The organism is Candidatus Binatia bacterium (assembly GCA_035631035.1).
Taxonomy (GTDB): domain Bacteria; phylum Eisenbacteria; class RBG-16-71-46; order SZUA-252; family SZUA-252; genus DASQJL01.
This window is the reverse complement of record DASQJL010000096.1, coordinates 13,571-39,415: the sequence shown is the minus strand read 5'-3', so window position 1 is coordinate 39,415 and position 25,845 is coordinate 13,571. Positions and strand designations below refer to the sequence as shown.

25 protein-coding genes are annotated in these 25,845 nt (G+C 70.4%); 20 read left to right on the top strand and 5 right to left on the bottom strand.

The window, feature by feature from the left end:
• Positions 1 to 9: 9 nt before the first annotated feature.
• On the bottom strand, positions 10 to 1,281 hold the full coding sequence (locus VE326_10210; GenBank protein HYJ33580.1) for a hypothetical protein: 1,272 nt from the start codon (positions 1,279 to 1,281) through the stop codon (positions 10 to 12).
• A gap of 196 nt (positions 1,282 to 1,477) precedes the next feature.
• Here VE326_10210 and VE326_10205 point away from each other — a divergent pair, with 196 nt between their 5' ends.
• The 17 genes from VE326_10205 to VE326_10125 all read left to right on the top strand — a co-directional run bounded on the left by VE326_10205 (position 1,478) and on the right by VE326_10125 (position 16,219).
• Positions 1,478 to 1,948 (top strand): DinB family protein, encoded by a 471-nt coding sequence (locus VE326_10205; GenBank protein ID HYJ33579.1) that lies wholly within the window; start codon positions 1,478 to 1,480, stop codon positions 1,946 to 1,948.
• A 17-nt stretch (positions 1,949 to 1,965) separates the two neighbouring features.
• Complete coding sequence (locus tag VE326_10200) at positions 1,966 to 2,730, top strand: HipA family kinase (GenBank protein HYJ33578.1); 765 nt, start codon at positions 1,966 to 1,968, stop codon at positions 2,728 to 2,730.
• Positions 2,717 to 3,115, top strand: a complete 399-nt coding sequence (locus tag VE326_10195; protein ID HYJ33577.1) for a DUF3037 domain-containing protein — start codon at positions 2,717 to 2,719, stop codon at positions 3,113 to 3,115. The genes VE326_10200 and VE326_10195 overlap by 14 nt, the downstream gene beginning before the upstream one ends.
• Before the next feature lie 15 nt (positions 3,116 to 3,130).
• Positions 3,131 to 3,706 carry a hypothetical protein gene (locus VE326_10190; protein ID HYJ33576.1) on the top strand — a complete coding sequence of 192 codons (576 nt, stop codon included), beginning with the start codon at positions 3,131 to 3,133 and terminating at the stop codon, positions 3,704 to 3,706.
• 113 nt (positions 3,707 to 3,819) lie between these two features.
• Complete coding sequence (locus VE326_10185) at positions 3,820 to 4,332, top strand: DinB family protein (protein ID HYJ33575.1); 513 nt, start codon at positions 3,820 to 3,822, stop codon at positions 4,330 to 4,332.
• An 11-nt stretch (positions 4,333 to 4,343) separates the two neighbouring features.
• Positions 4,344 to 5,111, top strand: coding sequence for a class I SAM-dependent methyltransferase (locus VE326_10180; protein HYJ33574.1), 768 nt, complete (start codon positions 4,344 to 4,346; stop codon positions 5,109 to 5,111).
• Positions 5,112 to 5,160: 49 nt separating this feature from the next.
• Positions 5,161 to 5,610 (top strand): NUDIX domain-containing protein, encoded by a 450-nt coding sequence (locus VE326_10175; GenBank protein HYJ33573.1) that lies wholly within the window; start codon positions 5,161 to 5,163, stop codon positions 5,608 to 5,610.
• A complete protein-coding gene (locus tag VE326_10170; GenBank protein ID HYJ33572.1) occupies positions 5,610 to 7,130 on the top strand; it encodes a glycosyltransferase family 87 protein in 1,521 nt (506 codons plus the stop codon). The genes VE326_10175 and VE326_10170 overlap by 1 nt, the downstream gene beginning before the upstream one ends.
• 4 nt (positions 7,131 to 7,134) lie before the next feature.
• Positions 7,135 to 8,256: a flavodoxin family protein gene (locus VE326_10165; protein ID HYJ33571.1), complete on the top strand. Its 1,122-nt coding sequence runs from the start codon at positions 7,135 to 7,137 to the stop codon at positions 8,254 to 8,256.
• Between the two features lie 116 nt (positions 8,257 to 8,372).
• Positions 8,373 to 9,941, top strand: a complete 1,569-nt coding sequence (locus VE326_10160; protein HYJ33570.1) for a hypothetical protein — start codon at positions 8,373 to 8,375, stop codon at positions 9,939 to 9,941.
• Positions 9,942 to 9,954: 13 nt separating this feature from the next.
• Positions 9,955 to 10,464, top strand: coding sequence for a hypothetical protein (locus VE326_10155; GenBank protein HYJ33569.1), 510 nt, complete (start codon positions 9,955 to 9,957; stop codon positions 10,462 to 10,464).
• An 83-nt stretch (positions 10,465 to 10,547) separates the two neighbouring features.
• Positions 10,548 to 11,615, top strand: a complete 1,068-nt coding sequence (locus VE326_10150; GenBank protein ID HYJ33568.1) for an ABC transporter ATP-binding protein — start codon at positions 10,548 to 10,550, stop codon at positions 11,613 to 11,615.
• 145 nt (positions 11,616 to 11,760) lie between these two features.
• Complete coding sequence (locus VE326_10145) at positions 11,761 to 13,500, top strand: S8 family serine peptidase (protein ID HYJ33567.1); 1,740 nt, start codon at positions 11,761 to 11,763, stop codon at positions 13,498 to 13,500.
• Positions 13,501 to 13,543: 43 nt separating this feature from the next.
• The gene (locus tag VE326_10140; GenBank protein HYJ33566.1) at positions 13,544 to 13,978 is read left to right on the top strand and encodes a hypothetical protein; all 435 of its coding nucleotides are present in this window, start codon (positions 13,544 to 13,546) and stop codon (positions 13,976 to 13,978) included.
• Positions 13,979 to 13,996: 18 nt separating this feature from the next.
• Positions 13,997 to 14,500, top strand: coding sequence for an SRPBCC family protein (locus VE326_10135; protein ID HYJ33565.1), 504 nt, complete (start codon positions 13,997 to 13,999; stop codon positions 14,498 to 14,500).
• Positions 14,497 to 15,759, top strand: coding sequence for a beta-ketoacyl-ACP synthase II (fabF, locus tag VE326_10130; GenBank protein HYJ33564.1), 1,263 nt, complete (start codon positions 14,497 to 14,499; stop codon positions 15,757 to 15,759). Before VE326_10135 ends, fabF begins: the two co-directional genes overlap by 4 nt.
• 22 nt (positions 15,760 to 15,781) lie before the next feature.
• A complete protein-coding gene (locus tag VE326_10125) occupies positions 15,782 to 16,219 on the top strand; it encodes a cupredoxin domain-containing protein (protein ID HYJ33563.1) in 438 nt (145 codons plus the stop codon).
• Here the strand turns inward: VE326_10125 and VE326_10120 are convergent.
• From VE326_10120 to asd, 3 genes are read right to left on the bottom strand one after another with little or no spacing between them, the layout of a single operon-like run.
• Positions 16,216 to 17,298 (bottom strand): hypothetical protein, encoded by a 1,083-nt coding sequence (locus VE326_10120; GenBank protein ID HYJ33562.1) that lies wholly within the window; start codon positions 17,296 to 17,298, stop codon positions 16,216 to 16,218. The two genes, VE326_10125 and VE326_10120, sit on opposite strands and share 4 nt — an antisense overlap.
• 14 nt (positions 17,299 to 17,312) lie before the next feature.
• Positions 17,313 to 17,927, bottom strand: coding sequence for a histidine phosphatase family protein (locus VE326_10115; GenBank protein HYJ33561.1), 615 nt, complete (start codon positions 17,925 to 17,927; stop codon positions 17,313 to 17,315).
• A complete protein-coding gene (asd, locus tag VE326_10110) occupies positions 17,911 to 18,972 on the bottom strand; it encodes an aspartate-semialdehyde dehydrogenase (protein ID HYJ33560.1) in 1,062 nt (353 codons plus the stop codon). Before asd ends, VE326_10115 begins: the two co-directional genes overlap by 17 nt.
• Before the next feature lie 160 nt (positions 18,973 to 19,132).
• On the opposite strand from asd, the gene VE326_10105 reads away from it, so the two are divergent.
• The 3 genes from VE326_10105 to VE326_10095 all read left to right on the top strand — a co-directional run bounded on the left by VE326_10105 (position 19,133) and on the right by VE326_10095 (position 23,193).
• A complete protein-coding gene (locus VE326_10105; protein HYJ33559.1) occupies positions 19,133 to 21,919 on the top strand; it encodes a hypothetical protein in 2,787 nt (928 codons plus the stop codon).
• A gap of 221 nt (positions 21,920 to 22,140) precedes the next feature.
• Positions 22,141 to 22,875: a hypothetical protein gene (locus tag VE326_10100; GenBank protein ID HYJ33558.1), complete on the top strand. Its 735-nt coding sequence runs from the start codon at positions 22,141 to 22,143 to the stop codon at positions 22,873 to 22,875.
• Between the two features lie 3 nt (positions 22,876 to 22,878).
• Entirely contained in the window at positions 22,879 to 23,193 is a 315-nt protein-coding gene (locus tag VE326_10095) for a hypothetical protein (GenBank protein ID HYJ33557.1), read from the top strand.
• Positions 23,194 to 23,257: 64 nt separating this feature from the next.
• On the opposite strand, the gene lon is transcribed toward VE326_10095, so the two are convergent.
• Entirely contained in the window at positions 23,258 to 25,804 is a 2,547-nt protein-coding gene (gene lon, locus VE326_10090) for an endopeptidase La (GenBank protein HYJ33556.1), read from the bottom strand.
• Positions 25,805 to 25,845: the final 41 nt, after the last annotated feature.

Below are 25,845 nucleotides of genomic sequence, written 5' to 3'. Positions count from 1 at the left end.
GACGGGGCCCTACCGCGCGGGCTGCATCTGCCGCACGACCTGCTTTCCGAAACTCACCATCTGCGCGAGCTGCTTCGATTCCCTCATCCACTGCGCCGTCCACTCGTTGCTGCTCATCCCGGTGGTGTCGTGGCGCAGCCAGTCCTGCCACGTCAAGGGACACGCGGCGCGGATCGAGGGGATCTCGTCCGCCACGAACCCCTCCTCCTCGCCATCCTTCACCAGCACGCGCGGCCCGACCCAGACCCGATGCGCGTCGTCGGCGACCGGCGTCAGGCCGTAGTAGGCCAGGGTCCCCAGGTAGCGCACGCGCGCCTCGCCCGATGCGGGGATCGACGTGGGCGCCCAGTGGCCGCGGTGCGCGATCAGGCTGGCCCATTCCTCGACGGCCCGGAAATCGGCGCTCTCGAGGTGCACGGTGTCGTCGGCCGCTCGCAGCGCCGAGTAGGTGAACTCCAGCATGGCGATCGCCTCGCGCGTGTAGCCCGCGGCGTCGAGCCGCCGGGCCTCGTCATGGATGAAGTCGTTGCTGTCGGCCAGCGCGAGCCGGAAGAAGTTCGTGTAGATCCGCTGGGTCTCGCGCGCCGCGGCGAACCGCTCGGGGTCGCTCTCGTGCCCCATCACCACGGGCTCCAGGAGCACGCGGCGCCAGGCCTCGCGCGTGATCATCCGCCCGACGCCCGCGGTCGACAGCACCCGCTTCTGCACGGCGGGATTGGCGAGCGAGGTGCCCCACGTGCCGGCGCGGTATCCGACGGAATAGCCGGAGAGCGTCCCCGCGATCGAGGCGATGACCGACACCGGTTTCACGTAGTCCAGCGTGGTCTGGTACATCTCCTGGAACTGGTCGGGCAGGATCTCGGGGCTCTTCTGGTTGGACAGCTCCAGCCAGAAGCCGCGGTCCACGTGGCCGCGCACGACGAGCGGCTCATAGCGAGTGGCGCCGATCATGCGCCGGTAGTCGCGGCCGCGGGCGGGCTCCACGAAACGCTGCTCGTCCACGTCGTACTCGCGGAAGACCTTGCCGCGCGCGGACAGCTCGACCATGAAGTGCGAGGCCGAGTCCGAGGGAGAGTCGCGGTAGGATACGACGCTCAGGTTCTCGAACAACTCCTCGAACGGCGCGCCGGTGGGATCGGGCTCGGACTGCTTTCCCGCGATGAACCCGAGCACGAAGAGTCCCACGAGCACCATGAGGAGCTTGCTCTTGAGGGCCCCCTTCGCGATCCGGCCCACGGCGGGGGGCAGCGATATCCTGAACGAGCGGTGCTTCTTGCCCACGGTTTCGCTCCGGTTGCAGGGTGGGTCGCGGCGAGGGCGCGCCACGCGGAGCCCCGGCCCCCGGCGCGCTACCAAGGTATCGGCGCGCTCAGAGAATTCTTCACCGCCGGGAAGGGCCATGGCTGGAAGCAGCCCTTGGCTTCCGGCCGGTTCCTGGGCCAGAATCGCCGCCCACACACCACCTTGCGGAGGAGCCGTGGCCAAGACCTACAGGAAGGGACCCGTCGGCGCGTTGATGGACGAGTACGAGCGCGCCTCGGCGGAGCTGATCCGGATTCTGGAGGGGATCTCGGATGAGGAGTTCGATCGGGTCCGCGACACCACGACCCAGGACGAGGATTGCCGCTCGATCCAGACCATCATGAGGCACGTGGTCCGAGCCGGGTACGGCTACGCGAACTACATGCGGACGCACTGGAAGAAGGAGCCCGTGGTCCGGTGGGACGAACCGGTCCGCCGCGCCGATACGCCGGCCGAGATGCGGAAGACGCTCGCCTACATGGCCGAGACCCTCGAGGGCCACTGGGAGATGACGGACCAGGAATGCACCGAGATGAAGATGACCGTTCGCTGGGGACCGATCTATGACTTCGAGCAGCTCTTCGAGCACGCGATCGTGCACGTGCTGCGGCACCGCCGGCAGATCGACAGGTTCCTGGGCCGATGACGCGGCGCGCCCTCTAGATGCGCACGGTCGCGGCCACGCGCTACGTGACCCCGCTCCGCGAGGGAGGCTCGCTGCCCGCGATCGTCGAAGCCGACGACGACGGCATGTACGTGCTCAAGTTCCGCGGCGCGGGACATGGCGCCAAGGCGCTGATCGCGGAGCTCGTGTGCGGCGAGATCGCGCGCGCCGCCGGGCTTCCCGTTCCGGAGATCGTGTTCGTGGAGCTGGACCCCGACCTCGCGCGCACGGAACCCGACCCGGAGATCCAGGACCTGATCCGCGCGAGCGGCGGGCTGAACCTGGCGCTCGACTACCTGCCGGGCTCGATCATGTTCGATCCCGTGGCGGAGAAGCCGGATCCGGGGTTCGCATCCCTGGTGGTCTGGTTCGACGCCTTCGTCACGAACATCGACCGGACGCCACGCAATACCAACCTGCTCGTGTGGCACCGGCGCACGTGGCTCATCGACCACGGATCGGCGCTCTACTTCCACCACACGTGGGAGCACTGGCTGGAGCGGAGCCGCGATCCCTTCCCGATGATTCGCGACCACGTGCTCCTTCCCGCGGCCTCCCGGATGGAGGAAGCCGATGCCGCGCTGGACAAGCGGGTCACTCCGGACGAGCTGCGGCGCATCGTCTCGCTGGTCCCCGACACCTGGCTGGTCGACGCACCCTTCGCGACGGCCGCCGAGCATCGCGATGCCTACGTGAAGTATCTGGCGCGCCGCCTGGAGACGCCGCGGCCCTTCCTGGAAGAGGCGATCCGTGCCCGAGCCTAGCCCGTACGATTACGCCATCGTCCGCGTGGTCCCGAAGGTGGAGCGGGAGGAGTTCATCAATGCCGGAGCGATCGTCTCCTGCCCGGCGAGCGACTTCCTGGAGGCCCGCATCGAGCTGGACGAGGGCCGGCTGCTCGCGCTGGACCCCGGCGCCGACCTTGCGACGATCCGCGCCCACTTGGCGACCCTCCCCGCGATCTGCGCGGGCGGCCCCTCCGCGGGACCGATCGGGGCCCTCTCGAAGCGGGAGCGCTTCCGCTGGCTCACCGCGCCGCGCAGCACGGTCATCCAGACCTCGGCCGTCCACACCGGCGCCTGCACGGACCCGGCCGCACTCCTCGAGCACCTGCTCGAGACGATGGTCCGGACGCCGCGGCGAAGCTGACCGCGGATGCGGGGCGTGATCGCAGGCTCGCGCCCCGAACCTTCCCTGATCGCGCTCGTGCGGGAGCGGATGATCGCCGTCGAGGACCCGGCGACTTCCTCCCTGATCGAAGCGGTGCGTCCCGCGAACGTCCGCGGCTACCTCACGAGGGGGGAGCTGATCCGGATCTGCCGCTGGAAATCCCCGCGATCCACGGGACTCGTCCGCGAAAACGGCGCGCGCCGCGTCCGCACCGCCACGGAAGCGGCGATCCGGAGCGTGGAGGAGCGGGAGCGCTTCGAGCGCCTGCTCTCGCTGAGGGGCGTCTCCGCCCCCTCGGCCTCCGCGGTGCTCACTATGCTCGAGCCCGGGCGCTACGGCGTGATCGACATTCGCGTGTGGCAGCTGCTGCACGCGATGGGCGCCGTGCGGGGCAATGCCCGGGGCGCCGGGCTCACCCTCGATCAGTGGTTCCAGTTCCTCCACGTGCTTCGGGGCGTGGCGGCGGAGCTCGACGTCACGGCGCGAGCGGTCGAACGAACGCTGTTCGCGGCCCATCGGGAGCGCCAGGTGGGCACCCTCTATCCCGCTTCCAAGCCGCCCCGCCCATAGGCGACAATCGAGTTACGATCCGATTCCGACCCGGGAGCAGCCCCCGGCTCCGATCGATCGCGAACTAGTCTCTTCCCGTCCGCGCCCCGGGCGCGGCGTTAGGAGCCTGCCCCATGGCGACCATCACCCATTCCCATAAAGAGCAGTTCCTGGCCGTCTACGAAGACGAGCACCAGCGCACCATGCGTATCCTCCACGCCTACCCCGAGGACAAGCTGGATCTCCGGCCCCACGCCATGTCGAAGACCGCGCGCGAGCTGGCCTGGGTCTTCAAGCTGGAACGCGGCCTGGGCGTGATGCTCATGAACGACGCGTTTGCGAGCAGCGCCCCCTCGGGCAACCCTCCGCCCGCGCCCAGCTCCTGGTTCGAGCTGATCGAGGCCGTCGAGGACGCCCATCGCGAGTTCGGCAACCTGATCCGGTCGATGCCGGAGGAGAAACTTCAAGAGACGGTCCGCTTCTTCGTCGGCCCGAAACAGATGGGCGACATCCCGCGCATGAACGTCTGCTGGTTCCTGCTCCACGATCAGATCCACCATCGAGGGCAGTTCTCCATCTACCTCCGCATGGCGGGAGGCAAGGTGCCCTCGATCTATGGACCGACCGCGGACGAGCCGTGGATGTAACCGGGAAGCGTGTGACGGAGCTTCCGGAGCACGTCCTCCACAACCGGACGTACTGGGACCAGAAAGCGAGCGATTACGTCGCCTCGGGCGAGCGCCACTGGGCGGCGCGCGAGCCGACCTGGGGCATCTGGAACATTCCCGAGCGAGAGATCGGAATGCTTCCGGACGACCTCTCGGGCCGCGACGCGATCGAGCTGGGATGCGGCACGGCGTACGTTTCCTCCTGGCTCGCGCGCCGCGGCGCCCGCGTCGTCGGCATCGACAATTCCGAGACGCAGCTCGAAACCGCGCGCCGGCTTCAGCGCGAGCACGGCCTCGAATTTCCGCTGGTCCATGGCAACGCGGAGTCGGTCCCCTATCCGGACGCATCGTTCGACTTCGCGATCTCCGAATACGGGGCGTGTCTCTGGGCCGATCCGGAGCAATGGGTGCCGGAGGCCGCGCGACTCCTCCGACCCGGCGGGCGGCTCCACTTCCTGACCAACGCGTTCCTCCTGATGCTCTGCATGCCGGAGGATGAAACCGAGGCGGCCGGCGAGCGACTTCTTCGCCCCGCGTTCGGGATGGGGCGGATCGCCTGGCCCGGCGATTCGGGCGTCGAGTTCCACAAGAGCCACGGCGAATGGTTCCGGATCCTGCGCGGTGCCGGATTCGAAGTGGAGGACCTCGTCGAGGTGCGCCCGCCGGAAGGCGCGACCACGCGCCATCCCTTCGTCACGGCGGAATGGGCGCGACAGTGGCCGTCGGAGGAAGTCTGGAAAGCCCGCAAGCGGCCCTGAACGCCATCGCATGACCGCGTTCGCTCCGACGTTTCGCTTGCGTGAGTGCGTGCGCGCGCTGATCCTGACGCCCGATCCCGCGCTGCTCCTGATCCACCTCGTCGTTCCGGACCGGAGGCTCTGGATCACGCCGGGAGGGGGCATCGCCCCCGGCGAGACGCACCGCGAAGCGCTGCGCCGGGAGCTGGAGGAAGAGCTGGGACGAGGCGATCTCGACATCGGCGCCCAGGTCTGGGTCCGTCACGGCCGCTACCGCTGGGCCGGCCAGTGGGTGAATGAGCGCGAGCACTTCTACCTGGTCCGCGCCGATCGGTTCGAGCCCGACACCTCGCGCAATCCGGTGCCGTCCGAGCGGGAGGCGATGGCCGAGCTCCGCTGGTGGCCCCTCGCGGAGCTCCCGGCCGAATCGAAGGAATTCGCCCCGATGCGGCTGGGATCGCTGGTCGCGGACCTGATCGAAGGAGGGTTGCCGTCGGAGCCGATCGAGACCGGATTCTGATGCGCCCCAGCCTCGAGCAGTGGACCGTCGCCTTCTTCGGTTCCGCGCTCGCGGCCGCCGTGATCGTCCCGATCGCGGCACGGGCATCGGTCCCGCTGGCCGTCGCGGCCCTGATCGCCTGCTTCGCCGCCCTCCCGTGGGGCGCCCGCCGTCTTCCGGGATCGCTGCGCGGAGCCATCCGGCGGCGCCCGCTCGTGGCCGCGGCCTGGCTTCTCCTCGCGCTCGTGGCGATCGCGCAGATGGGCCGCCTCTCCGCCTTCATGGCCGACTCCTCGAGGCTCTGGGGCTCCACGATTCCCGACCCGCTCGTCTCGAACCACCAGTGCCTGTCCGCCTACGTGCACGCCGCCGATCTCGCGCGCCGGGGCGAGGAGAACATCTACGACCCGCGCTGGTATCCCGCCTTCACGGCGCCGGTCGACAGCGCGCCGGGATTTCCCTCTCCGGTCGCGGGGCTGAGCCGCTGGATCGAGGACCCGTACGAGTACCCGTCGCCCTTCCTGCTGCTGCCGCGCGCGGCGCTCGCGGCCACGAACTCCTTCGACGCGATTCGCGCCGCGTGGTTCGCGCTCCAGACCGTGTCGCTGATGGCGGCCGTTCTCCTCCTCGCCGCGTGGGTCGGCGGACGCTACGGGCTGACGGCGGGGCTGCTTTTGCCCCTGCTCTTCGCCTCGATCCCGACGATGTTCGATCTCCAGTTCGGGCAGTTCCACATGATGGCGGTCGGCCTCACCGTGGTGGCGATGATCGCGTTCGAGGAGCGGCGCGCGGCACTGGGCGGAGCCCTGCTCGCGTTCGCGATCCTCGGGAAAGTCTTTCCGGCGATGTTCCTTCTCTACCTGGCGCTGCGCCGCCAGTGGCCGGCGGCCGGGTGGAGCGTCGCCTTCCTCGCCGGGTTCACGCTCCTCTCGATCCCGGTCGTGGGGTGGAAGCCGCTCCTGGACTTCTTCACGTTCCAGGTGCCGCGCATCGTCACCGGCGAGGCGTTCTCCTTCGTGAACCGGCCCGGCGTGCCTGTCTTCTTCCTGTCGCGGAACTTCTCGATCGCGAGCGTGGTCCCGAAGCTGGCCCTTCTCGGCCTGCCGGGGATGAGCCGGGGGGTGGGCCTCGCGTTGGTCTGGCTCTTCACCCTGGCGATCCTCGCGCTCAATCAGAGGGCCGCTCGCGGATTCCGGAGCCGTGTGGGCGAGGCGCGCACCTGGCTCGCGCTCCTGACGATCGCCTCGTTGCGGGCGCCGTTCGCCCCCTCCTCCTACGTCACCGTCACGGCGCTCTGGCTGCTGACGTACCTGGCGGGAGGCATTCGCGGCCGCGTTCCGCTGGTGATCGCCTTCGCGCTGGCGTGGGCGTTGATCGTGGGGGCGCCCCCGCTGCCGGATCGAGCCGACCTCATGGTGGGGCTGGTCGGCCAGGCGCTCTCGTTCGGCATCGCGATCGCGACGCTGCTCCGCCGCGACCCGGGACCCGACGCGGAGCTCATTCCGGCCGCAACGACCTTCCCGAGACCCCTGGAGAGCTGACCCCATGACGGGCGACGAAAGCGGCAGGGCGGCCGGCGCCGGAGACGCTCCGGAGCCAAGGGTCGTGAAGGGCGACCAGAAGTTCGACCTGGATCGCGAGACCTTCCGGGCGCGCATCCTGGCGCGCGCCTACGACCCCGCGTTCGAGAAGATCCCGGGCGAGCTGGAGCGCGTCATCGACGTGGCGTGGCAGGCCTACCACGAGTATCGCAAGAGCCCGCGCACGAAGCCGGCCGGCCCGGAGTTCGCCGACCCGAGCTTTCCCCTTCCCGTGGAGTGGCTCGATGCGCGGCGCCGCGTCCTCGAGGCTCAGAAACGGCACGACGACCCCGCCGGCGCTTCGCGCATCCTCGTCATCAACGCCTCGGCGCGCACCGACCAGACCTGCCCCGGCGAGATCTCGAAGACCTATCGCCTGACGAAGATCGCGCGCGAGGCGATCGCCGGCGAGCCGGGCGTGGAGGTGGACTTCCTGGATCTGAGCCGCCTCACCGCCGAGGCGCATCTGGTGATCTATCCCTGCAAGGCATGCGTCTCGACGGCGCAGCCGCTCTGCCACTGGCCGTGCTCCTGCTACCCGAACCACGCGCTGGGCCAGGTGAACGACTGGATGGCGGACATCTACCCGATGTGGATCGCCGCGCACGGCGTGATGATCGTGACGCCGGTGAACTGGTACCAGTCGCCCAGCGTGCTCAAGCTGATGATCGATCGCCTGGTCTGCGCCGACGGAGGGAATCCCGATCCGACGACGACCCGCGGGAAGGATGCCGCCAGGGCGAAAGCGATCGAGCTGGCCGGGTGGCCCTACCCGAAGCATCTGGCCGGGCGCGCGTTCTCGGTGGTCGTGCACGCGGACGCGGCCGGCGCGGAGAACCTGCGCCGGATTCTCGTGGACTGGATGACCGATCTCGAGATGATCCCGGCCGGGCCCGTCGCGGGAATCGATCGCTACGTCGGCTACTACGAGCCCTACGCCACCAGCCACGACGACCTGGACCGCGACGCGGCATTCCAGGAGGAGACGCGGCACGCCGCGAAGGAGCTGGTCGCGATGGTGCGGCAGATCCGGAGCGGAACCTACCGGCGGCCGGACGAGGGGCTGGAGGAGCCGCGGAAGAAATAGCCCCGCACTCATTTAGGGCCTCGGAATCGCTGAATCGCGCCCGGTCGCGATTCCATCCAAACAGGTTGGGCCACGCGCCCGCCCGGTTCCGAACCTGTCCATCGGTGGTCTCTCGCATGTTCCCGAATGCCCTCGATCGCTGCCTTCGCCGCATCGGCGCCGTTTGCGTCCTCTGGATCGCGGCGATTCCGGCCGGCGCGGCCCCGGCGTCGCCCGCCGATGCCCGGGCGCACGGGGGCGTCCCCGATTCCATCCTCGAGCGCCCCGTCGGGCTGCGTTCCGGCATCGGCAACTCGCATGAGCCGGTCACCACGACGTCCTCGGAGGCCCAGGCCCTCTACGATCAGGGGCTGGACTACCTGGAGTCGTACGTCTGGGTGGAGGCCGCGCGATCGTTCCACCAGGCGCTCCGGCTCGATCCTCGCCTCGCCATGGCGCACATCGGCCTGAGCCGCTCGTTCACGGGGCTGGAGGACGCCTCGGCCGCGAAGCAGGAGCTGGCGGCCGCCCGGACGCTGCAGTCGGAGGCGAGCCCGCGCGAACGGCGGCGCATCGCGATCCGCGCGAAGCAGCTCGAGGCCATGGACGATCCCAAGAACGAACGGAAGTTCCGCGCGTACAAGAAGGCCCTGGATGAGGCGCTCGCATCGGATCCCGACGACATCGGACTCCTCCTCTTGCGCGGGAACGCCGAGGAGCCGAGCCCGGCCGGTCGCGGCCAGCTGGGGACCGAGGCCTCGATCTCCTATTACCGGCACGTGCTCCGGCTGATCCCCGACCACGCCTCGGCCCACCATTTCCTGACGCACACCTACGAGGGGCTGGGGATCGCCGACAGCGCGCTGGCTCACGGCGCGGAATACGCGCGCCTCGCGCCGTCGATCCCGCATGCCGCGCACATGTGGGGGCACGCGCTTCGGCGCGCGGGACGGATCGCCGAAGCCGTCGCGCAGTTCCGGAGGGCCGACGCCATGGAGCGCGCCTACTACCGGAACGAAGGCATCGAGCCCCGCTACGACTGGCACCACAGCCACAATCTGAATCTCATGGCCGCGGTGGCCCAGGACGAGGGACGTCGGACGGTGCCACCACGAGCGCGGCCGGATGCGCCGGACGGGGTGGTCTCCACGCTCCTCGCGCGCGAATCGCTCGAGCTGCCGGGCGACCTGATCGCCGCCGGGCGCTGGGCCGAAGCGCTCCGGCTGGCCCGCGCGATGACCCGCGATCCCTCCTCGGCAACCCGGGTCGCGGGACACGTCCGCGCCGCCTGGGCGCTGCGCGCCCTGCGGCGTGACGAGGAGATGCGGGGCGAGATCGAGGCCGCGCGTCGCGAAGCGCTGGCGATCCCCGCGGCGACGGGCGCGACCGTGCCGCGCGCCGACGCCCTGGAGCAGGCCGTTCGGGACGCGGCCGCCGGCGCGCCCTCACGCGGCGATCCGGCGCGCGCGCTCACGCTCTTCGAGCTGGAGTGGGCGGGCCGCCTCGCGCGCGAGGCCGGAGCGTGGGAGGTCGCCTCCGACGCCGCCGAGGCGATGCTGCGCGTGGACGCCGCCTACGAGGGGAGCCATCGCGCCGAGGCCCTGGTGCTGGAGCACGAGGGCTATGCCTCGGCAGCGTCCCGGGAGCGCGACCTCGCTTCCCGGCTGGGCCGTCGCGCCGAGCCGGCCCCGTCGCCGCGCGCTTGACTGGCGCGTCATCATGACCCGCGGCGCGCGGATCGTCGTGAACGACCGGATGCAGCGAGGATACGCCTACCATCGCACCGAGCCGATGGGGCGGAACTTCCATCCCGAGTTCCGCCCGGAGCTGACCCCCAAGCAGCTCCTTCGGCTGGGCGTCTTCGGCGGACGCTACATGACCGACTGTCTCGCGGAATTCCCCGCCGACTGGTTCCGGTTCGCCAAGCTCTGTCCCGAGCGGCACGATCCGGCGCTCAACTACTTCGGCGTGAACGCGTCGCAGCCGCTCTCGGTCTGGAGGAAGAAGGGGTGGATCTACCGCGAGGATCCGCGCGGCTGGTTCCAGTGGTACTGCCGCTACTACTCGGGGCGTCGCTGCCCCGACGACGAGCGGCAGATCCGGCGCTGGCGCGCGGTGCGCCGGCACGCCGCGCAGATCGAGAAGAACTGCCGCCGCAGGGACCTCTCCTGCCGCCCCCGGCAGCGGCAGGCGCTGCTCCACTGGGCGTACGACTCGCGGAGGATCTAGCGGCCGCACCCCGGGTGCCTTCCTCGCAGAAGGGCCGTGCGGACGCTGGCACGGCCCCCGATCGCCTGCTACCGTAGCCGCGCATGGCTTCCCTCACGCTCGCCGCGCTCACGCTGACCTATCCCAACGGCACCCGCGCCGTGGATGGCGTGGACCTCGCGCTCGAGGACGGCGCGTTCCTCGCGATCCTCGGTCCCTCCGGGTGCGGCAAGTCTAGCCTCCTTCGACTCATCGCGGGTCTGGAGATGCCCACGTCCGGCTCGATCCGCATGGACGGGTCCGACGTGACCCGCCTCGAACCCAAGGACCGCGACGTGGCGATGGTGTTCCAGGGGCTCGCGCTCTACCCGCACATGACGGTCGCCGAGAACCTGGGGCTGGGGCTCCGCGCGCGGAAGACGCCGGAGGCGGAGACCGATCGCCGGGTGAAGGAAGCGGCGGAGACGCTGGGGCTCACGCGCTATCTCCAGAAGCGTCCCCGCGAGCTCTCCGGCGGCGAGCGCCAGCGGGTCGCGGTGGGCCGCGCGCTGGTGCGCCGCCCCAGGCTCTACCTCTTCGACGAGCCGCTCTCCAGCCTGGACGCCCAGCTCCGCCAGGAGCTCCGCGAGGAGCTGGCGCGCCTCCACCGGCTGACGCGCACCACGTCGATCTACGTCACCCATGACCAGAAGGAGGCGCTGTCGCTGGGCGACCAGGTCGCCGTCATGCGCGCGGGGCAGGTCCGGCAGATCGGGGCGCCGCAGTCGGTCTATCGCGACCCGCGCGACCTCTTCGTCGCGCGCTTCGTGGGGGAGCCGCCGATCAACCTCATCGAGGGCGAGGTGGTGCGCGGCGCGGGCGGCGCCTCGTTTCAGGCGAGCGGCTGGCGCCTGGACCTGGGAGCGGCCGCGCGTCCGCGGGCCGGGCGCGCTCTGCTCGGCCTCCGCCCCGAAGGGGTCGCGCTGTCCGGCGGGGACATGGCGGCGCGCGTGGAGCGGGTGGAGCACCTGGGCGGGGAGTCCCTCCTCCACGCGGGCGGCGACTGGGGGAGGATGGTGATCCGGATTCCGCCCTCCGAAAGCGCCCCGGCGCCGGGGGCGGCGATCCGGCTTCGTCCCGATGCCTCCCGTGCTGTCCTCTTCGATCCCGAGTCGGGGGAGCGGCTGGCCTAGCCCGGAGCGTTTTCCCGTCGCGTCGGCGTGCGGCGCACGTATGCTAGAATTGATGGACATCTCGTTCCGCGCCGAGTGCCGCCGTCCCCCCGGATCGCACACCGCAGCGGGCCCGCAACGCGCCCCGACCTTCCGCGGAGGACGCATGATCCGGTTCCGGTGGATTGCAGACAGCCTCTCGACCGCCGTCCTGATCGTCGCGGCGCTCTCCCTCCTTGCTCCTGCCCCCGCCGTCGCGCAGTCGTGGCTCTGGGAGATCCCGGTCGGGCTCGAGCCCGGATTCCACCAACCCGGATACGTCCCCGGCGAGCTGCTCGTGCAGTTCAAGGGATCGGTCACGGCCGCACAGCGGCAGGCGGCAGCCGCGTCCGAGGGCGCCCAGCTGGCGAGCGACGTGACGCCGGACGGTCTCGTGAAGATCCGGCTCGCCCCGGGGCAGACCGTCGACGACATGCTGGACCACTGGAACGCGCGTGCCGACGTGGACTACGCGGCCCCGAACCTCTACGCGCGCGGCTTCTTCACGCCCAACGACACGACCATCGCGCATTTCGATCTCGCCTGGAACCTGCGCGCGGTGCACGCCTATGACGCCTGGGACGTCGTGACCGGACATCCCGACGTCGTTCTCGCCATCATCGACACCGGCGTGGCGTACGAAGATCACGAGATTCCCGAATACGAGCGCCCCTTCGTCAAGCCGGGCGTGACCATGTACCGCCGCTCGCCTGAGCTTCCGGGGCCCTTCCTCCCCGGCTGGGACTTCGTGCATGAGGACGCCCACCCCAACGACGACAACGGGCACGGCACGTTCATCACCACGATCGCCGCGGGCGCGGCCAACAACACGGCCGGCAGCGCGGGGATCGCCTTCGGCGTGACGATCCTGCCGATCAAGGTGATCGATTACCGGAACGACTCGGACATGGAGTGGATCATCAAGGGGATCCGCCTCGCGGCCGACCAGGGCGCCGACATCGCCAACCTGAGCCTCGGCTTCCCGCCGGTGCGCCTGTTCCGGGCTCTCGGATACCGGGAGAGCTTCCTGGCGCACATGTTCAACCCGCTGCAGGACGCGGTGACCTACGCGCAGCGCCGCGGCACGATCCTCGTGGCCGCCACCGGCAATTTCGGCGCGCCGGAAGTGAGCCTGCCCGCCGGATACCCGGGCGTCATCGCCGTCGGCGCCACGGGCCCCGACGACACGCGCGCGGCCTACTCCTCGTACGGGCCCGACGTCGACTTCATGGCCCCCGGAGGCGATTTCGGCGACGTGAACGGCGACCATGTCCAGGACGGCATCTTCGTGCTGAGCATCAAGCCCTACCGCTCGGCCGGGTCCCTCGCGAATCCCGATTCGTTCGACGTCTTCGTGCAGTTCGGCACGTCGAACGCGGCACCGCACGTTTCGGGTGCGGTGGCGCTCCTCCGCTCGCTGGGGCTCCGCGACCAGGGCGCGATCGAGCAGACGCTCCGGGCCACGGCGGTGAACCGGTTCCAGACGACCCGGGCCTTCGACCCGCTCTATGGGAACGGGTTGATCCAGCTGGACCAGGCCGTGCGCCACCCGGTGGGACCGACCGGCCTCGCGGCCGCGATCGACGGCGGCCCCCTCGCGGCCCGCATCGCTTCCGGAAATCCGGCGCGCGGCGCGGCGAGCATCGCCTTCACGACCCGAACGAGCGGCCCGGTCCGGGTCCAGGTCTTCGACGCGCGCGGAGCGCTGGTGCGCACCATCGAGCAGCGGATCTCCGAGCCGGGCACCCACGCGCTCACCTGGGACGGACGCGGCCAGGGCGGCTCGCCCGCCGCGAGCGGCGTCTACTGGATGCGTCTCTCCACGCCCGAAGGGTCGGCGGTCCGCAAAGTCGCGTTCCTGCGTTAGAGTCCCGGGACCGAGCCGTTCCACTTCCAGGGAGGATCTCGACATGCCCGTTCGCTCGCACGTGATCGCCGCGCTGCTCCTCCTGGCCACGGCGCTCCCCGCGCAGGCCGCCGCCGGCGTCGCGACCAAGGAGACCGCCCTGCAGCGCATCCAGCGCTCCGTGGCGCGCATCGACCGCGAGGCATCGACCCCCGAGGGCGAGGCCAGGGTGGTGAAACAGCTGGCCGCCCAGCTCGCCATGCCCGAGGACACGCTGCGGGCGAGGCACGACGGCTGGGCGCTGGGCTACGGCGAGATCGCCATGGTGTACGGGTTCGCGCGCGCCTCGAGACGCCAGTCGGCCACGCTTCCCGACCAGATCGTGGAGATGCGCCGCGATGGCCAGGACTGGAAGGCGATCGCGAAGCAGGTCGGCGTCTCGATCGACGCCGTGGCTTCGCGGATGCGCCGGAACGAGCCTCCCCGCCGGGTTCGCTAGACGCAAGGACGTCATCCGATGCACTCGTCGGTTTCCATCTGGATCGCGGCACCCCCCGACCGCGTGTTCCCGCTGGTCGCCGCTCTCGACCGCTGGCCGATGCTCCTCCCCCACTACCGCTACGTCCGGGTGACGGGGCGCAGCGGCAGCGTCGTGCGGGCGCGCATGAGCGCGCGCCGCGGCCCGATCCCGGTCTTCTGGGAGGCGGAGCAGACTCCCGACGCCGCTTCCCGCACGATCCGCTTCCGGCACGTGGGCGGCGTGACCCGCGGCATGGACGTCCTCTGGACGTTCCAGCCCGAGCGCGACGGCGCGCGGGAAGGAACCCGCGCGACGATCACGCACGATCTCGAATTCCGCTTCGGCCCCCGGCCGATGGGCCGTTTTCTCGCCGAGCGCGTCCTCGCCCCGCAGTTCATCGAGCCGATCGCGGGCGCGACGCTCCGCCGCTTCAAGTCGCTCGCCGAGGCGCCGGAGACGGGCCGGGGCGCGCTTCCGGCGGACGCCCAGGCGCCCGCATGATCGCCCCTCCGCCGGCCCATCGCTGCGCCGTGACCGGCTTCGGCCTGATCACGCCGATCGGCACGGGGCGGCCCGCCTTCTGGCAGGGGATCCGCGAGGGCCGCCGCGGCGTCGGACCGATCACCCGCTTCGACGCCTCGCCGCTCCGGACGCGCATCGCGGGCGAGGTGCCCGACTTCGATCCCGGCGCCCATTTCGAAGGAAAGCGACGGCACCGCCTGGACCGGTTCGCGCAGTTCTCCGTGGCCGCCTCCCGCATGGCCCTCGACGACGCGGGGATCGCCGTCGGGACCGGGCGCGGGGCGGTGCACCCCGAAGACGCGGCCGTCGCGATCGGTTCCGCTCTGGGGGGTGTCCCCTCCGCCGAGGCCGACCACGCCCAGTTCCTCCAGGCGGGACCGCGATCGGTGCCGCCCAGCCTGGCGCTCCGCGTCTTCGCCGGCGCCGGCGCCTGCCAGGTGGCGATCGAGATCGGCTCGCGCGGCCCCGCCATCGGCAACTCGAACTCGTGCGCCTCCGGCTCGATCGCGATCGGCGAGGGGCTTCGGCTGATCCGCGACGGACTGGCCAAGGTGGTCCTCGCCGGAGGCGTCGAGGCGCCGCTCGCGCCCCTCACCTTCACGGCGTTCGCGGTGATCCGCGCGATGTCGACCTCGAACGACGAGCCCCCGGAGGCCTCGCGCCCCTTCGACGCCCGGCGGGACGGATTCGTGATGGCCGAGGGCGCCGCGGTTCTCGTGCTCGAGGAGATGGGCCACGCCCTGGCGCGGGGGACGCGCATCTATGCCGAGGTGGCCGGATTCGGCACGACCAACGACGCGTATCACATGACGGCGCCACACCCCGAAGGGCGGGACGCCATCCGCGCGATGCGCCTGGCACTCCGGGACGCGCGGCTGTCGCCCGAGGAGATCGAGCACGTGAACGCGCACGGCTCCTCCACGCCGATGAACGACCGGGTCGAGACGATTGCGATCAAGGAAGTCTTCGGCGACCGGGCCCGCCGCATCCCGGTGAGCGGCACCAAGGGGATGCATGCCCACGCCCTCGGCGCGTCGGGCGCGTTCGAGGCCGCCATCGCCTCCCTCTCGCTGGCGGAGGGGTACCTTCCCCGCACCGTGAATCTCCGGGTCCCCGATCCGGACTGTGACCTGGATTACGTTGCCGGGGGCGGGCGGAATGAGACGATTCGAACCGTGATCTCCAATTCGTTCGGGTTCGGAGGCACCAACGCGTGCCTCATTTTCCGCGCTCCGTAGGAGCGGGCTCACAGGGGAAACCATGAAGCCATCGAAGCGTTTCAGGGGAATGGGGAGCGTGGCCACGGTCGCCCTGGCCCTGACCGCGGCGCTAGCCGGGTGCGGTACGTCCGGAGCCAAGATCGGCGTGCGGGAAGCGACCGCCCGCGCGGATGCCGACGGCGTGCAGCGCGTGGACGTGAACGTCCACTCGTTCTATTTCGATCCCAACCGCATCACGGTCGAAGCGGGGAAGCCGGTCGAACTGACGCTCCACTTCAAGCCGCTCTTCACCCCGCACAACATGACGTGCGACGCGCGCGACGCCGGCATCGACATCGACCGGAGCGTCGGGATCATCTCGTTCAACCACACGAAGCACGTGCGCTTCACGCCGACGAAGCCGGGGGAATACGACTTCTACTGCGGCGTGGACAGCCACATGAAGAAGGGGATGACCGGAACGATCGTGGTGCGCTAGCGGACGGCGGTCGCCGTCCGCGGGTCCCGTTTCGCCTTGGCGCGAAGGGTCGCGGCGGTGACGTTCTTCGCCAGCCAGATGTCGTGATCCTTCCCGTTCACGCGGACGAACCAGATCGATTTGCCGTCCGGCGACCAGGTCGGTTTTCCCGCGTTGCCGAAGGAGGTGACCGGGTAGAACGTGCCGGTCGCCACTTCGTAGACCCAGACGTCGTCGGTAGGCCCCACGCGGCGCTGCACCGCGATCCACTTCCCGTCGGGCGACCAGGTCGGCCAGATCTCCTCGGTCGGCTGCGACTCGGTGCCTATGCCGGTGAGCTGCTGCTCGGCGCCGCCCCCCGCGGGCATCTTCCAGAGGTGGTACGCGGTGAACATCGGCCCTTGCTGCATCGTCATGCCCGGCCCCACCTGCACGACCTTCGTCGTATCGATCGGCTTCGCGACGTAGGCGATCCACTTGCCGTCGGGAGACCAGGTCGGATGCCCGGGGCTGCCGTTGTTGCTCGTCAGCCGCCGCGCCGGGCGCTCCTTCGCCTTCTCCCCCGCCGCGTCCATCACGTAGAGGTCGAAGCCCCAGATCTGCCCCGGCTTCTGGCGATTGGAGGGGAAGACGATCTCTTTTCCGTCGGGGGCGTAGACCGCGAAGCGATTGCTCGCGCGCGCATCCGACATGGCGCGTGCCTCGCCGCCCTCCACGGGAGCGCTGTAGATGTTGTAGTCCTTCGTGCGGGTCGAGATGAAGAGGAGCGATTTCGAGTCGGGCGCCCAGGTCGGCGTCATGGCGCGCGCCGAAGCGGGATCGTGCGTGATCTGGCGGCCGCGGTCGGCGCCGTCGATCGGCTTGACCCAGATCTGGCGAAGGGAATCCTGGCCGCTCGTATAGGCGAGCCACTTGCCGTCGGGCGAGGGCGTGGGATCGGTGTCGACGATTCCGGTGTCGGCCATCACCGGCACGCATGCGATGCTGTCGCCTGCGGCCGCCGCGGGAGGCGTGGCCCGCGCGGGACATCCGAGCACGGCGGCGAGCAGGAGCGGGGCGCACCCGATCAGGACCCTGGAAACCCATTCTTGGTAACGCACGGCTTTCCTCCTCGTCAGGACCGGGGCTGGAACCCCTCGCCCACGGTCAGCACTTCGTAGGACGCGACGCCGAGCGCGTTCTTCCGGATCCGGCTCCAGGGCTGGTCCAGGACGTAGCACTTGAGCAGCGCGAGCACCACCTGATGGCTTACGACGGCGATGAGCCCCTCTTTGCCGGGGTGCTTCGCCACGATCTCCTTCATCGCAAGGACCGCGCGCTCGTGCACGGCCTCGAGCGGCTCGGCTCCGGGGAGGGTGCAGGAGGTCGGATCGTCGCGCCAGCGGCGGTACAGCGCCAGGTCGGGCAGCTCCTCTTCCGCGAGTCCCTCCCACGCGCCGTGATGGATCTCGTTCAGGCGGGGATCCACGTGGATGTTGAGCGAGTGCGGCCCGGCCACGTACGCGGCGGTCTCCTGGGCGCGCGGAAGCGCGCTCGTGTAGACGGCGGCCAGCGGAACTTCCCAGAGGGAGCGCGCCAGCGCCTTGGCCTGGTCCCGCCCGGCGTCGTTCAGCGCGGGACCCTCGGACCCCTGGACCCGCCGCTCGCGATTCCAGTCGGTCTCGCCGTGGCGCACGAACACGATGTCGCGGCCGGCGGTCGTCGTACGCGCCTCAGAGACGGCCGTCACGGACCAGGATTTCCGCATTCAGGATCGCCGCGCCGGCGGCGCCGCGGATCGTGTTGTGCGCAAGCGCTTCGAATTTCCATTGAAGCACCGGGCAGGGACGGAGCCGGCCGACGGTGACCCCCATGCCGCCCGCGCGGTCGGCGTCCAGGCGCGGCTGGGGACGGTCCTCCTCGGTACGAATCACGATCGGCTCCGCGGGCGCGCTCGGCAGGTCCAGCTTGGCGAGCGGGCGGAAGGCGGCCAGGGTCTCGGCGACCTGCTTCCTGCTGGGACTGCCGGAGAGGCGCAGGCTCACCGCTTCGAGGTGGCCGTCGATCACGGGCACGCGATGGCACTGCGCGCTCACCGCGAACGTGGCCGGCTCGAAGCCGCGTCCGTTCAGGCTGCCCAGGATCTTCTGCGTCTCGCTCTCCATCTTCGGCTCTTCCCCCGAAACGAACGGGACGACGTTCCCAAGGATGTCGAGCGAGGGCACGCCGGGATAGCCGGCGCCGCTGGTGGCCTGGAACGTGGTCACGATCACCGCTTCGACACCGAAGCGGCGGTGGAGCGGCGCCAGGGCGAGAGCGAGCACGATCGTGGAGCAATTCGGATTGGTGACGATGCCGCCGTCGCCGTAGGGCTGGCGGTCGAGGATCTCCAGATGGTCCCGGTTGATCTCGGGGATGACGAGCGGGACGAGCGGATCCATCCGGTGGTTCCGCGCGTTGGAGGAGACCAGGTGTCCGGCGCGGGCGAATTGCTCCTCCAGCTCTCCGGCGACCGAGGCGTCCAAGGCGGAAAAGAGGAGGTGCGAGGTCAGGCGCTCGCGCGGTCCCTTCACCCGAAGGGCGCGCGCCGCGGCGGGAATCGCGGTCGGCAGCTTCCAGCGGCTTCCGGCCGCCTCTTCGTAGCGCTTTCCGGCGCTCTGGTCGGAGGCCATGACCTCGGCCAGCTCGAACCAGGGGTGGTTTTCGAGAAGCTGGATGAAGCGCTGCCCTACCGTTCCGGTGGCGCCGAGCACGGCGACCGGAATGCGCTTCGAGGGAGCGCCCCGACGCGCCAAGGGCCTGGAGAGCGGCTTCTTGCGAACGGCCGCCTTGCGCCTCGAAGTCGTTGCCGCAGTTCGTTTTCTTGCCACCATAGACCCTCCATGATACGGTTGGCCGCTCTGGTCCCGCAACCCCATTCCCGGCGCCTCTGAGGAGACGACGCTCCTGATCCGTATGCGTTCCGCCGTTCGGCACCGGTCTCTCCAGGGAGCGGCGTTCCTGACCCTGCTCGCGATGGCGGCGCTCGCGACGCCGCGAGCGGACGCGGCGCCCCGTGGCAGGGCGCCTGCGGTGACCGCACCCGCGCGCGATCACTCCAGGGATATCGGTGCGGAGCGGCCGTTCGCGACTCCGTTCGGGACTCCGGCGGCGCTCCTCCCGAAGACCCCGGCCCTTCCCGGCGCCGGCGCGGCGCTTCCCCCCCGCATGATCGACAGCTATCCGCGCGATGGCGACAACCACGTCGCCGCCAACGCGACCCTCTACTTCGTCTTCGACCAGGCGACCTCCAAGCGCGGCATCTTCTCCGTCGCGGATCTCGATTCCCTGAACGGCGTGCTCCTCAACCTGAACACGCCGACCTGGTCGGCGCTGGGCGACACCGTGTTCATCAAGCCGACCCAGCCGATGACGCTCGGACACCAGCACGGCATGCGCGTGAATCTGATCGTGGGGCCGCCTCCCGATTCGGCCACCGCGGGAGACCAGCCGATCGTCTACTTCCGCACCTTCCCGCCGGCGGTGGTGAAGCGGATCTCCCAGCCCACGTCGCTCACGCTGGTCCCCGGCGAGCCGACCCCGGTGACCACCACCTTCCAGGAAACGTCCGGCAACGCGGTCAACCTCACGTCGGCGCATATCGAGATCTGGCCCACGGCCGATGCGTTGGGCGCTCCGGCGCTCGACGTGACCGTGCCCGTGGCGTTCGTGATCCCTCGCGAGGGGATCGCGACCGTCAGCGTGCCGGTCACCGTCCCCGGCGACGTGGCGCGGCAATCACCCGACGGCCGGCTCGCGCTCCGCATCACCTATCTCGGAGTCGACGAGACGCAGGTTCCCGCCACGCTCGACGCGTTCAACGGCCCGGTCACCGTCGCCCTCACGCCGGCACTGGCCGGAAACGCCGTGATCCGCTCGGCCGTCCTCGAATGGCCCCTTCCGGGCGCGGTTTTCGGCGCGGGCGACACGCTGAAGCCGCGCGCCGTGGTGATCGGCGACGGGACGGGGTACTTCCGCTCGGTCTTTTACCTGGACGGCGAGGCGGTGGCGTTCGAGGAGGGGTTCATGGAGTCGGGGCGGCCGGTGGTCGTGGAGACCCGCGGCTCGATTCCTACCCGGCGGTTCGGCGAGCATCGTCTGCAGTTCGTGGTCGAGTCGCCGCAGACGGTGGCCGCCCAGCCGATCACGTTCCTCTCGGCGCCGCCCGCGAACGGGCTCACGCCTCGCGGTCCCGCGCCCCCGGCGGCCCTCCCCGACACGTCGCGCGTCAGCCTGCAGAGCACGTGGCTCGCGGACGGCCGGTCCGAGTTCCGCGACGAAGGGAGCGCGGTCACCGGCTGGGCGTCCTTCCGCGGGCACTATGGGCTCTCCGCGACGAAGAGCCTGGAGGCGCGCGTGACGAGCCGCGTCCGCTTCGACGACGTGCAGAACGGGAGCGCGTCGCCGGAGCAATTCCTGGCGCGGTACCAGTCGACGCACGCCGCGGTGGAATGGGGCGATCTGGCTCCCGCGCTCGCTTCGGGGGCGCCCCTTCTCGCGAGCCCGGTTCCGCGCCGCGCCTCCCAGGCGATGCTCACCAGCCCCACCCTCGGCACGTTCGAGGGCTACATGGCGCTCGAATCGCACCCCCGCTCGGCGGGCGGCCCGCTTCGGGACGCGCGGTCCGATCTCTACGCGGCGCGGCTCACGCGCGTGCTCCTGCCCGATCGTCTGCGCGCCTCGCTCTACGGCGGCTACACGCACGAGGACGCCACCCCGGGCGGCGCGGAGACGGCCACCCACGCGCGGGTGATCTACGGCGGCTCGGCCTCGCTGATCCTGGCGCGGTGGAGCCTCCTCGCCGACATCGCCAGCGTGCGCCACCGGACGATCGCGGGCGTGGAGACCGGACGCACGCGCACCGGGGCGCGGGGCGAGATCACGGGGACCGTCGCGCGGTTCCAGGCGCGCGCCGAGGCGTTCCGCTACCAGCCCTCGCTGGCCACCGCCCTGAACCCCTACGCCATCTCCGACCGCAAGGGGTTCGCGGTGGACCTGGCCCGCCCGGTCCTTCGCTGGAAGGCCTTCGCCAACTATCGGCGCGAGCGCCCCGAAGACGCCTCCTCGGGCGCGCCGCCGGTCACGGCCGAGCGGATGAGCGCCGGGGCCACGTTCTCGCTCAACCAGGACAGCTGGGTCTCGCCCTCGATCATCCGCATCCGGCAGACCGGATCGCAGACCGACTTCACCCAGACCCGGCTCGCCACCGAATTCACGGCATCGGAGCCGATGGGCGGACGGACGACCGCGCGCTTCGACGTGGGGACCTTCGACGACGAGAAGGGCGTCAACGTGAAGCGCCGCGTGCTCGCGGGCTCCGTCGTGTCGATGCGGCGCCATCCGGGCCGCGTGACGAGCACGATCTCGGGCGGCATCGAGCGCGACGAAAACCGCGACCTCCACTTGAGAGACATGACGATCCAGGGAACCCTCGAAGTGCGCTGGGAGGCGTCGCCGAGCCGCCTCCTCGTGACACCCTTCCTCTCGTACATCTCCCGCGACTACGAGCTGCAGGGTCGCAGCGAGGACCGCGCGGGCGGCCGGCTCCAGATCTCCTTCCTGCGCGTGCCCGGCCTCGGCGATGCCGCCCTTTCCATCCAGGGGCGGGTGGAGCGCATCTGGCGGCTCATTCCCGAAGGGACGCACGACACCGACGAGGCCGTCGAGGTCTCGCTCGGAAAGCGGATCTCGATCCTCCCCTAGACTCCGGCGCCGTCAGGGCTCCGACGCGCGTGCCCCGCGCGGCGTCCCGCGTCTCCCGCCGACTGCCGGCACAACCTCAAGGACGCACGCGCTCGCGCCGGCCGGGCGGGTCCGTGTTCGCCTCCCTCCTCTGGAACGTTTTCTGCTCTCGCGCACTCGTCTCCTCTTCACTCTTCGGCGCCACTCCGCGCGCATGCCGCGCGACAGGAAAGGGGTGCCGTATGAGAAGGGTTCACCTGGAAGTCTCTCGCGGACTGGTCGCGGGAGTGGCCGCGGTCCTTCCGCTTCTCCTCCTCACGAGCGCGTGCTCGAACAAGGGGGAGCGGCGGATCGCGGCGCCGGATCTGCCGTCCGACGCGCCGCAGGTGAGCGGCGCGCGCTGGGTCTGGGAGCCCGCCGCGCTCGCCGGCGCGGTGCAGGCGGCGGGGAGGAATCCCCTGGTTCAGCGCGCGCTGAGCCAGGCGCCGATCGCGGGACTCAAGCCCCGATTCGATCTCGCGGTGCGCGCCGTCGGCGAGGTCGAGGACATGGGGCCGCTCGGACTCACCATTCTTCCCTTCGCGGTGAACGGCGACCCGACGCGCGCCGTGTTCGTTTCCGTGGCCGAGGGGAACGATCAGCAGGCGGCCGAGTTCGCGGAGATGATCATGGGCCGCGAGCCCAACGCCGACGAGATCGGATACCACTCCGTCGTGTGGGGAAATCAGATCGCCTGGGTGCGATCGGGCGACGCGTGGGTCCTTCCTGCCGGAGGCGCGCACCAGGCGCCGGTGCGCCGGCAATGGACCAAGCTGTTCGACTGCATCGCCCAGCGGATGCCGACCGGCTGCGCCGCGGGCGCCACCATCGCCGAAGAGCTGGTGCCCGGCTCGCCCCACGCCGCGGCGATCGGATGCGGCATCGGCGCGGCCGCCGGCGGCGTCTCCTGCGTCGCCGACTTCCTCCGGGACAAGTGACCCATGGCCCCGCGTGTCGCGATGCTCGTGATTTCGGCGGCCCTGGGGCTGGCCCTCGCGCTCGCCGCGCCGCGCTCCTGGGGCGTCGCGCCCTTCCACGGCATTCTCCTCGGCGCCGCGATCTACGTCGCGGCCCTGAGACACGGAAGGGCCGCGGCGCTCCGGACCGCGGCGTTCGTGGCGCTCGCGGCCGCCCAGGCGTGGGTGGTCTTCGTGGCGGCGCCCGGCGCGGACGTCCGGGCGACCTTCGTCATCCTCTCGACCTGGATCGTGCTCGAATCGGTGGGAGGGCGATCCGTGGAGGCGCCCGCGCGGTGACGTCGGTCCGGTGAACCTGGCGGCGGCGCGCGGCGGGCGCGCGGCCGTCGTGAAACGCGGGCAGCTACCGGGAACGATGAGGCGGGCGCGACGCCGGTCCGTTCCGGCCGTTCTTACCGCGCGCCGGCTTGCCGTCCTGCGTGGCGCCCGCAGCCTTGGGGAGGCGCGCGCGTCGCGGAGCCTTGCCGTTGCTCCGCCGCGCCGCCTTCTCCTTCGCCGCCTTCCCCTTCCTCGCCTTGAGCGCCTCGCGCGCCTTGCGCCGCGCCTCGAGCTGGGCGATCCGCTCGGCCACGCCGGCGAAAGCGTGCTGGAAGACTTCGTCCACGGTGCTCACCGCGACGAAGGTGAGCTTGGAGCGGATCGACTCGGGAATCTCGACCAGGTCCTTCTGATTGTCCGCGGGGAAGACGACCGTCTTGATCCCCGCGCGATAGGCGGCCATGACCTTTTCCTTGAGTCCGCCCACGGCGAGCACCTTGCCGCGGAGGGTCACCTCTCCCGTCATCGCCACGTCGTTTCGGATCGGCGCCTCGGCCAGCGCCGAAGCGATCGCCATCACGATCGTGATCCCAGCCGAGGGACCGTCCTTGGGAACCGCTCCCTCCGGGAAATGGATGTGGAGATCGTAGTCGTCGAACAGCTGCGGGTTGATCCCGAGCAGCTCCGCGCGCGCGCGAACGTAGGAGTGGGCGGCCTGCACCGACTCTTTCATCACGTCGCCGAGCTGTCCGGTCACGATGACGCGCCCGGCGCCGCGCATCTTGAGCGCCTCGATGAGGAGCAGGTCTCCACCGGTCGCCGTCCAGGCGAGGCCGGTGGCCACGCCCACCTCGGCGTGCCCCTCCGCCACGTCGGGAACGATGTAGGGAGGGCCCAGGATCGGCTCGACGTCCGCGACCGAGAAGCGCCAGTCGCCGGTGTACCCGGTCGTGCGCTGCCGCGCCGCCTTGCGGCAGAAGGTGTCGATGGCGCGCTCCAGCTGCCGCACGCCCGCCTCGCGCGTGTACTCGCGGATGATCTTGATCAGCGCCGCGTCGTCGAAAGCGATGTCGGTCGCGGCCAGCCCATGCTCCTTCGATTCCCGGGGCACCAGGTGGCGCCGCGCGATCTCCAGCTTCTCCTCCTCCATGTAGCCGGGGATGGTGATCACTTCCAACCGGTCGAGGAGGGCGCCGGGGATGAAGTCGAGCACGTTGGCCGTCGTGATGAAGAGGACATCGGAGAGGTCGAAGGGGATCTCGATGAAGTGGTCCACGAAGTGCTGGTTCTGCTCCGGGTCCAGCACCTCGAGCAGCGCCGACGCGGGGTCGCCGTCGGAGTCGTGCCCCAGCTTGTCGATCTCGTCGATCATGAACACGGGGCTGGAGGAGCGCGCGTCGCGAAGGGATCGGAGGATCTTCCCGGGGCGGGATCCGACGTAGGTGCGCCGGTGCCCGCGGATCTCGGCCTCATCGCGCACGCCGCCCACGCTCATCCGCACGAACGAGCGCCCCATCGCGCGCGCGATCGAGGCGCCGAGGGAGGTCTTGCCGGTGCCGGGGGGTCCCGCGAAGCAGAGGATGGGACCGTGCATGTCGTTCTTCAGCTTGAGGACGGATAAGTACTCGAGGATCCGCTCCTTCACCTTCTCCAGGCCGAAGTGCTCCTCGTTCAACCGGCGCTGCACGTCCTCCAGCCGGATGTCGTGCGGCTTGTCGCGCGTCCAGGGGAGCGACAGGACCCACTCGACGTAGTTCCGGATCACTCCCGACTCCTGCGCGGTGGGAGGCAGGAGGCGGAGACGGCTCGCCTCTTCCTGGACCACCGACCGCACGTGGGAGGGGAGCGCCAGGCTGTCCGAACGGTCCAGGATCTGGCGGACCAGCATCTCCTGGGGGTCGTCCTCGCCCAGGAGCCGGCGGATCTCCATCAGCTGCTGGCGGAGGAAGAACTCGCGTTGGGTCTTCTCCATCTGGGCGCTGGTGCGCCGGACGACGTCCTCGGCCACGCTCAGGCGCGCGATCTCGGAGTCGATCGCCTCGGCCACCAGGGAGAGGCGCTCCTGGACATCGAGCGCCTCGATCACCCGCTTCTTGGTCTCGAGCGGGAAGCGGACGATCGAGGCAACGGTGTCGGCGAAGAGCCCGGGGTCTCCCAGGTTCATGCTGAAGATGTTGTCCAGCTCGGCCGGGTAGCCCGAGTCCACCTGAGACAGAGTCCGCAGCGCTTTCAGGATGCGCTGGATCAGGGTGTGCACCTGCTCGGGGTCCCGGACCGGCTCCTCGGGGCAGGTGACTCGGGCGACCAGGTAGGGCTCCACGCGCAGGAACTCCTCGACGGCGACCCGGCGCAATCCCTCCAGCGTCACCTGCACGTTTCCGCCGGGGAGGTTGAGAATGCGAATGACCCGGGCCGAGAGTCCCACCCGGCTCAGGTCTTCCGGCCGGATCTCCTCCTCCCGCTTGGCCGGGCTGTAGACCAGGGCCACGAGCGTGTCGGGGTCGGAGTGGTCGCGAAGGAGGGCTTTGGACTGCTCGATCCGGACCTGGATGGAGGTGACGCCGAGGGGAAAGACGATGGTGCTCATGAGAGGGAGCACCGGAATTTCGGAGGGGACATCGCATTGCAGCATCAGCCCGATTTCGGCTGCGGTACGTTTGCTCAACGGCGGCG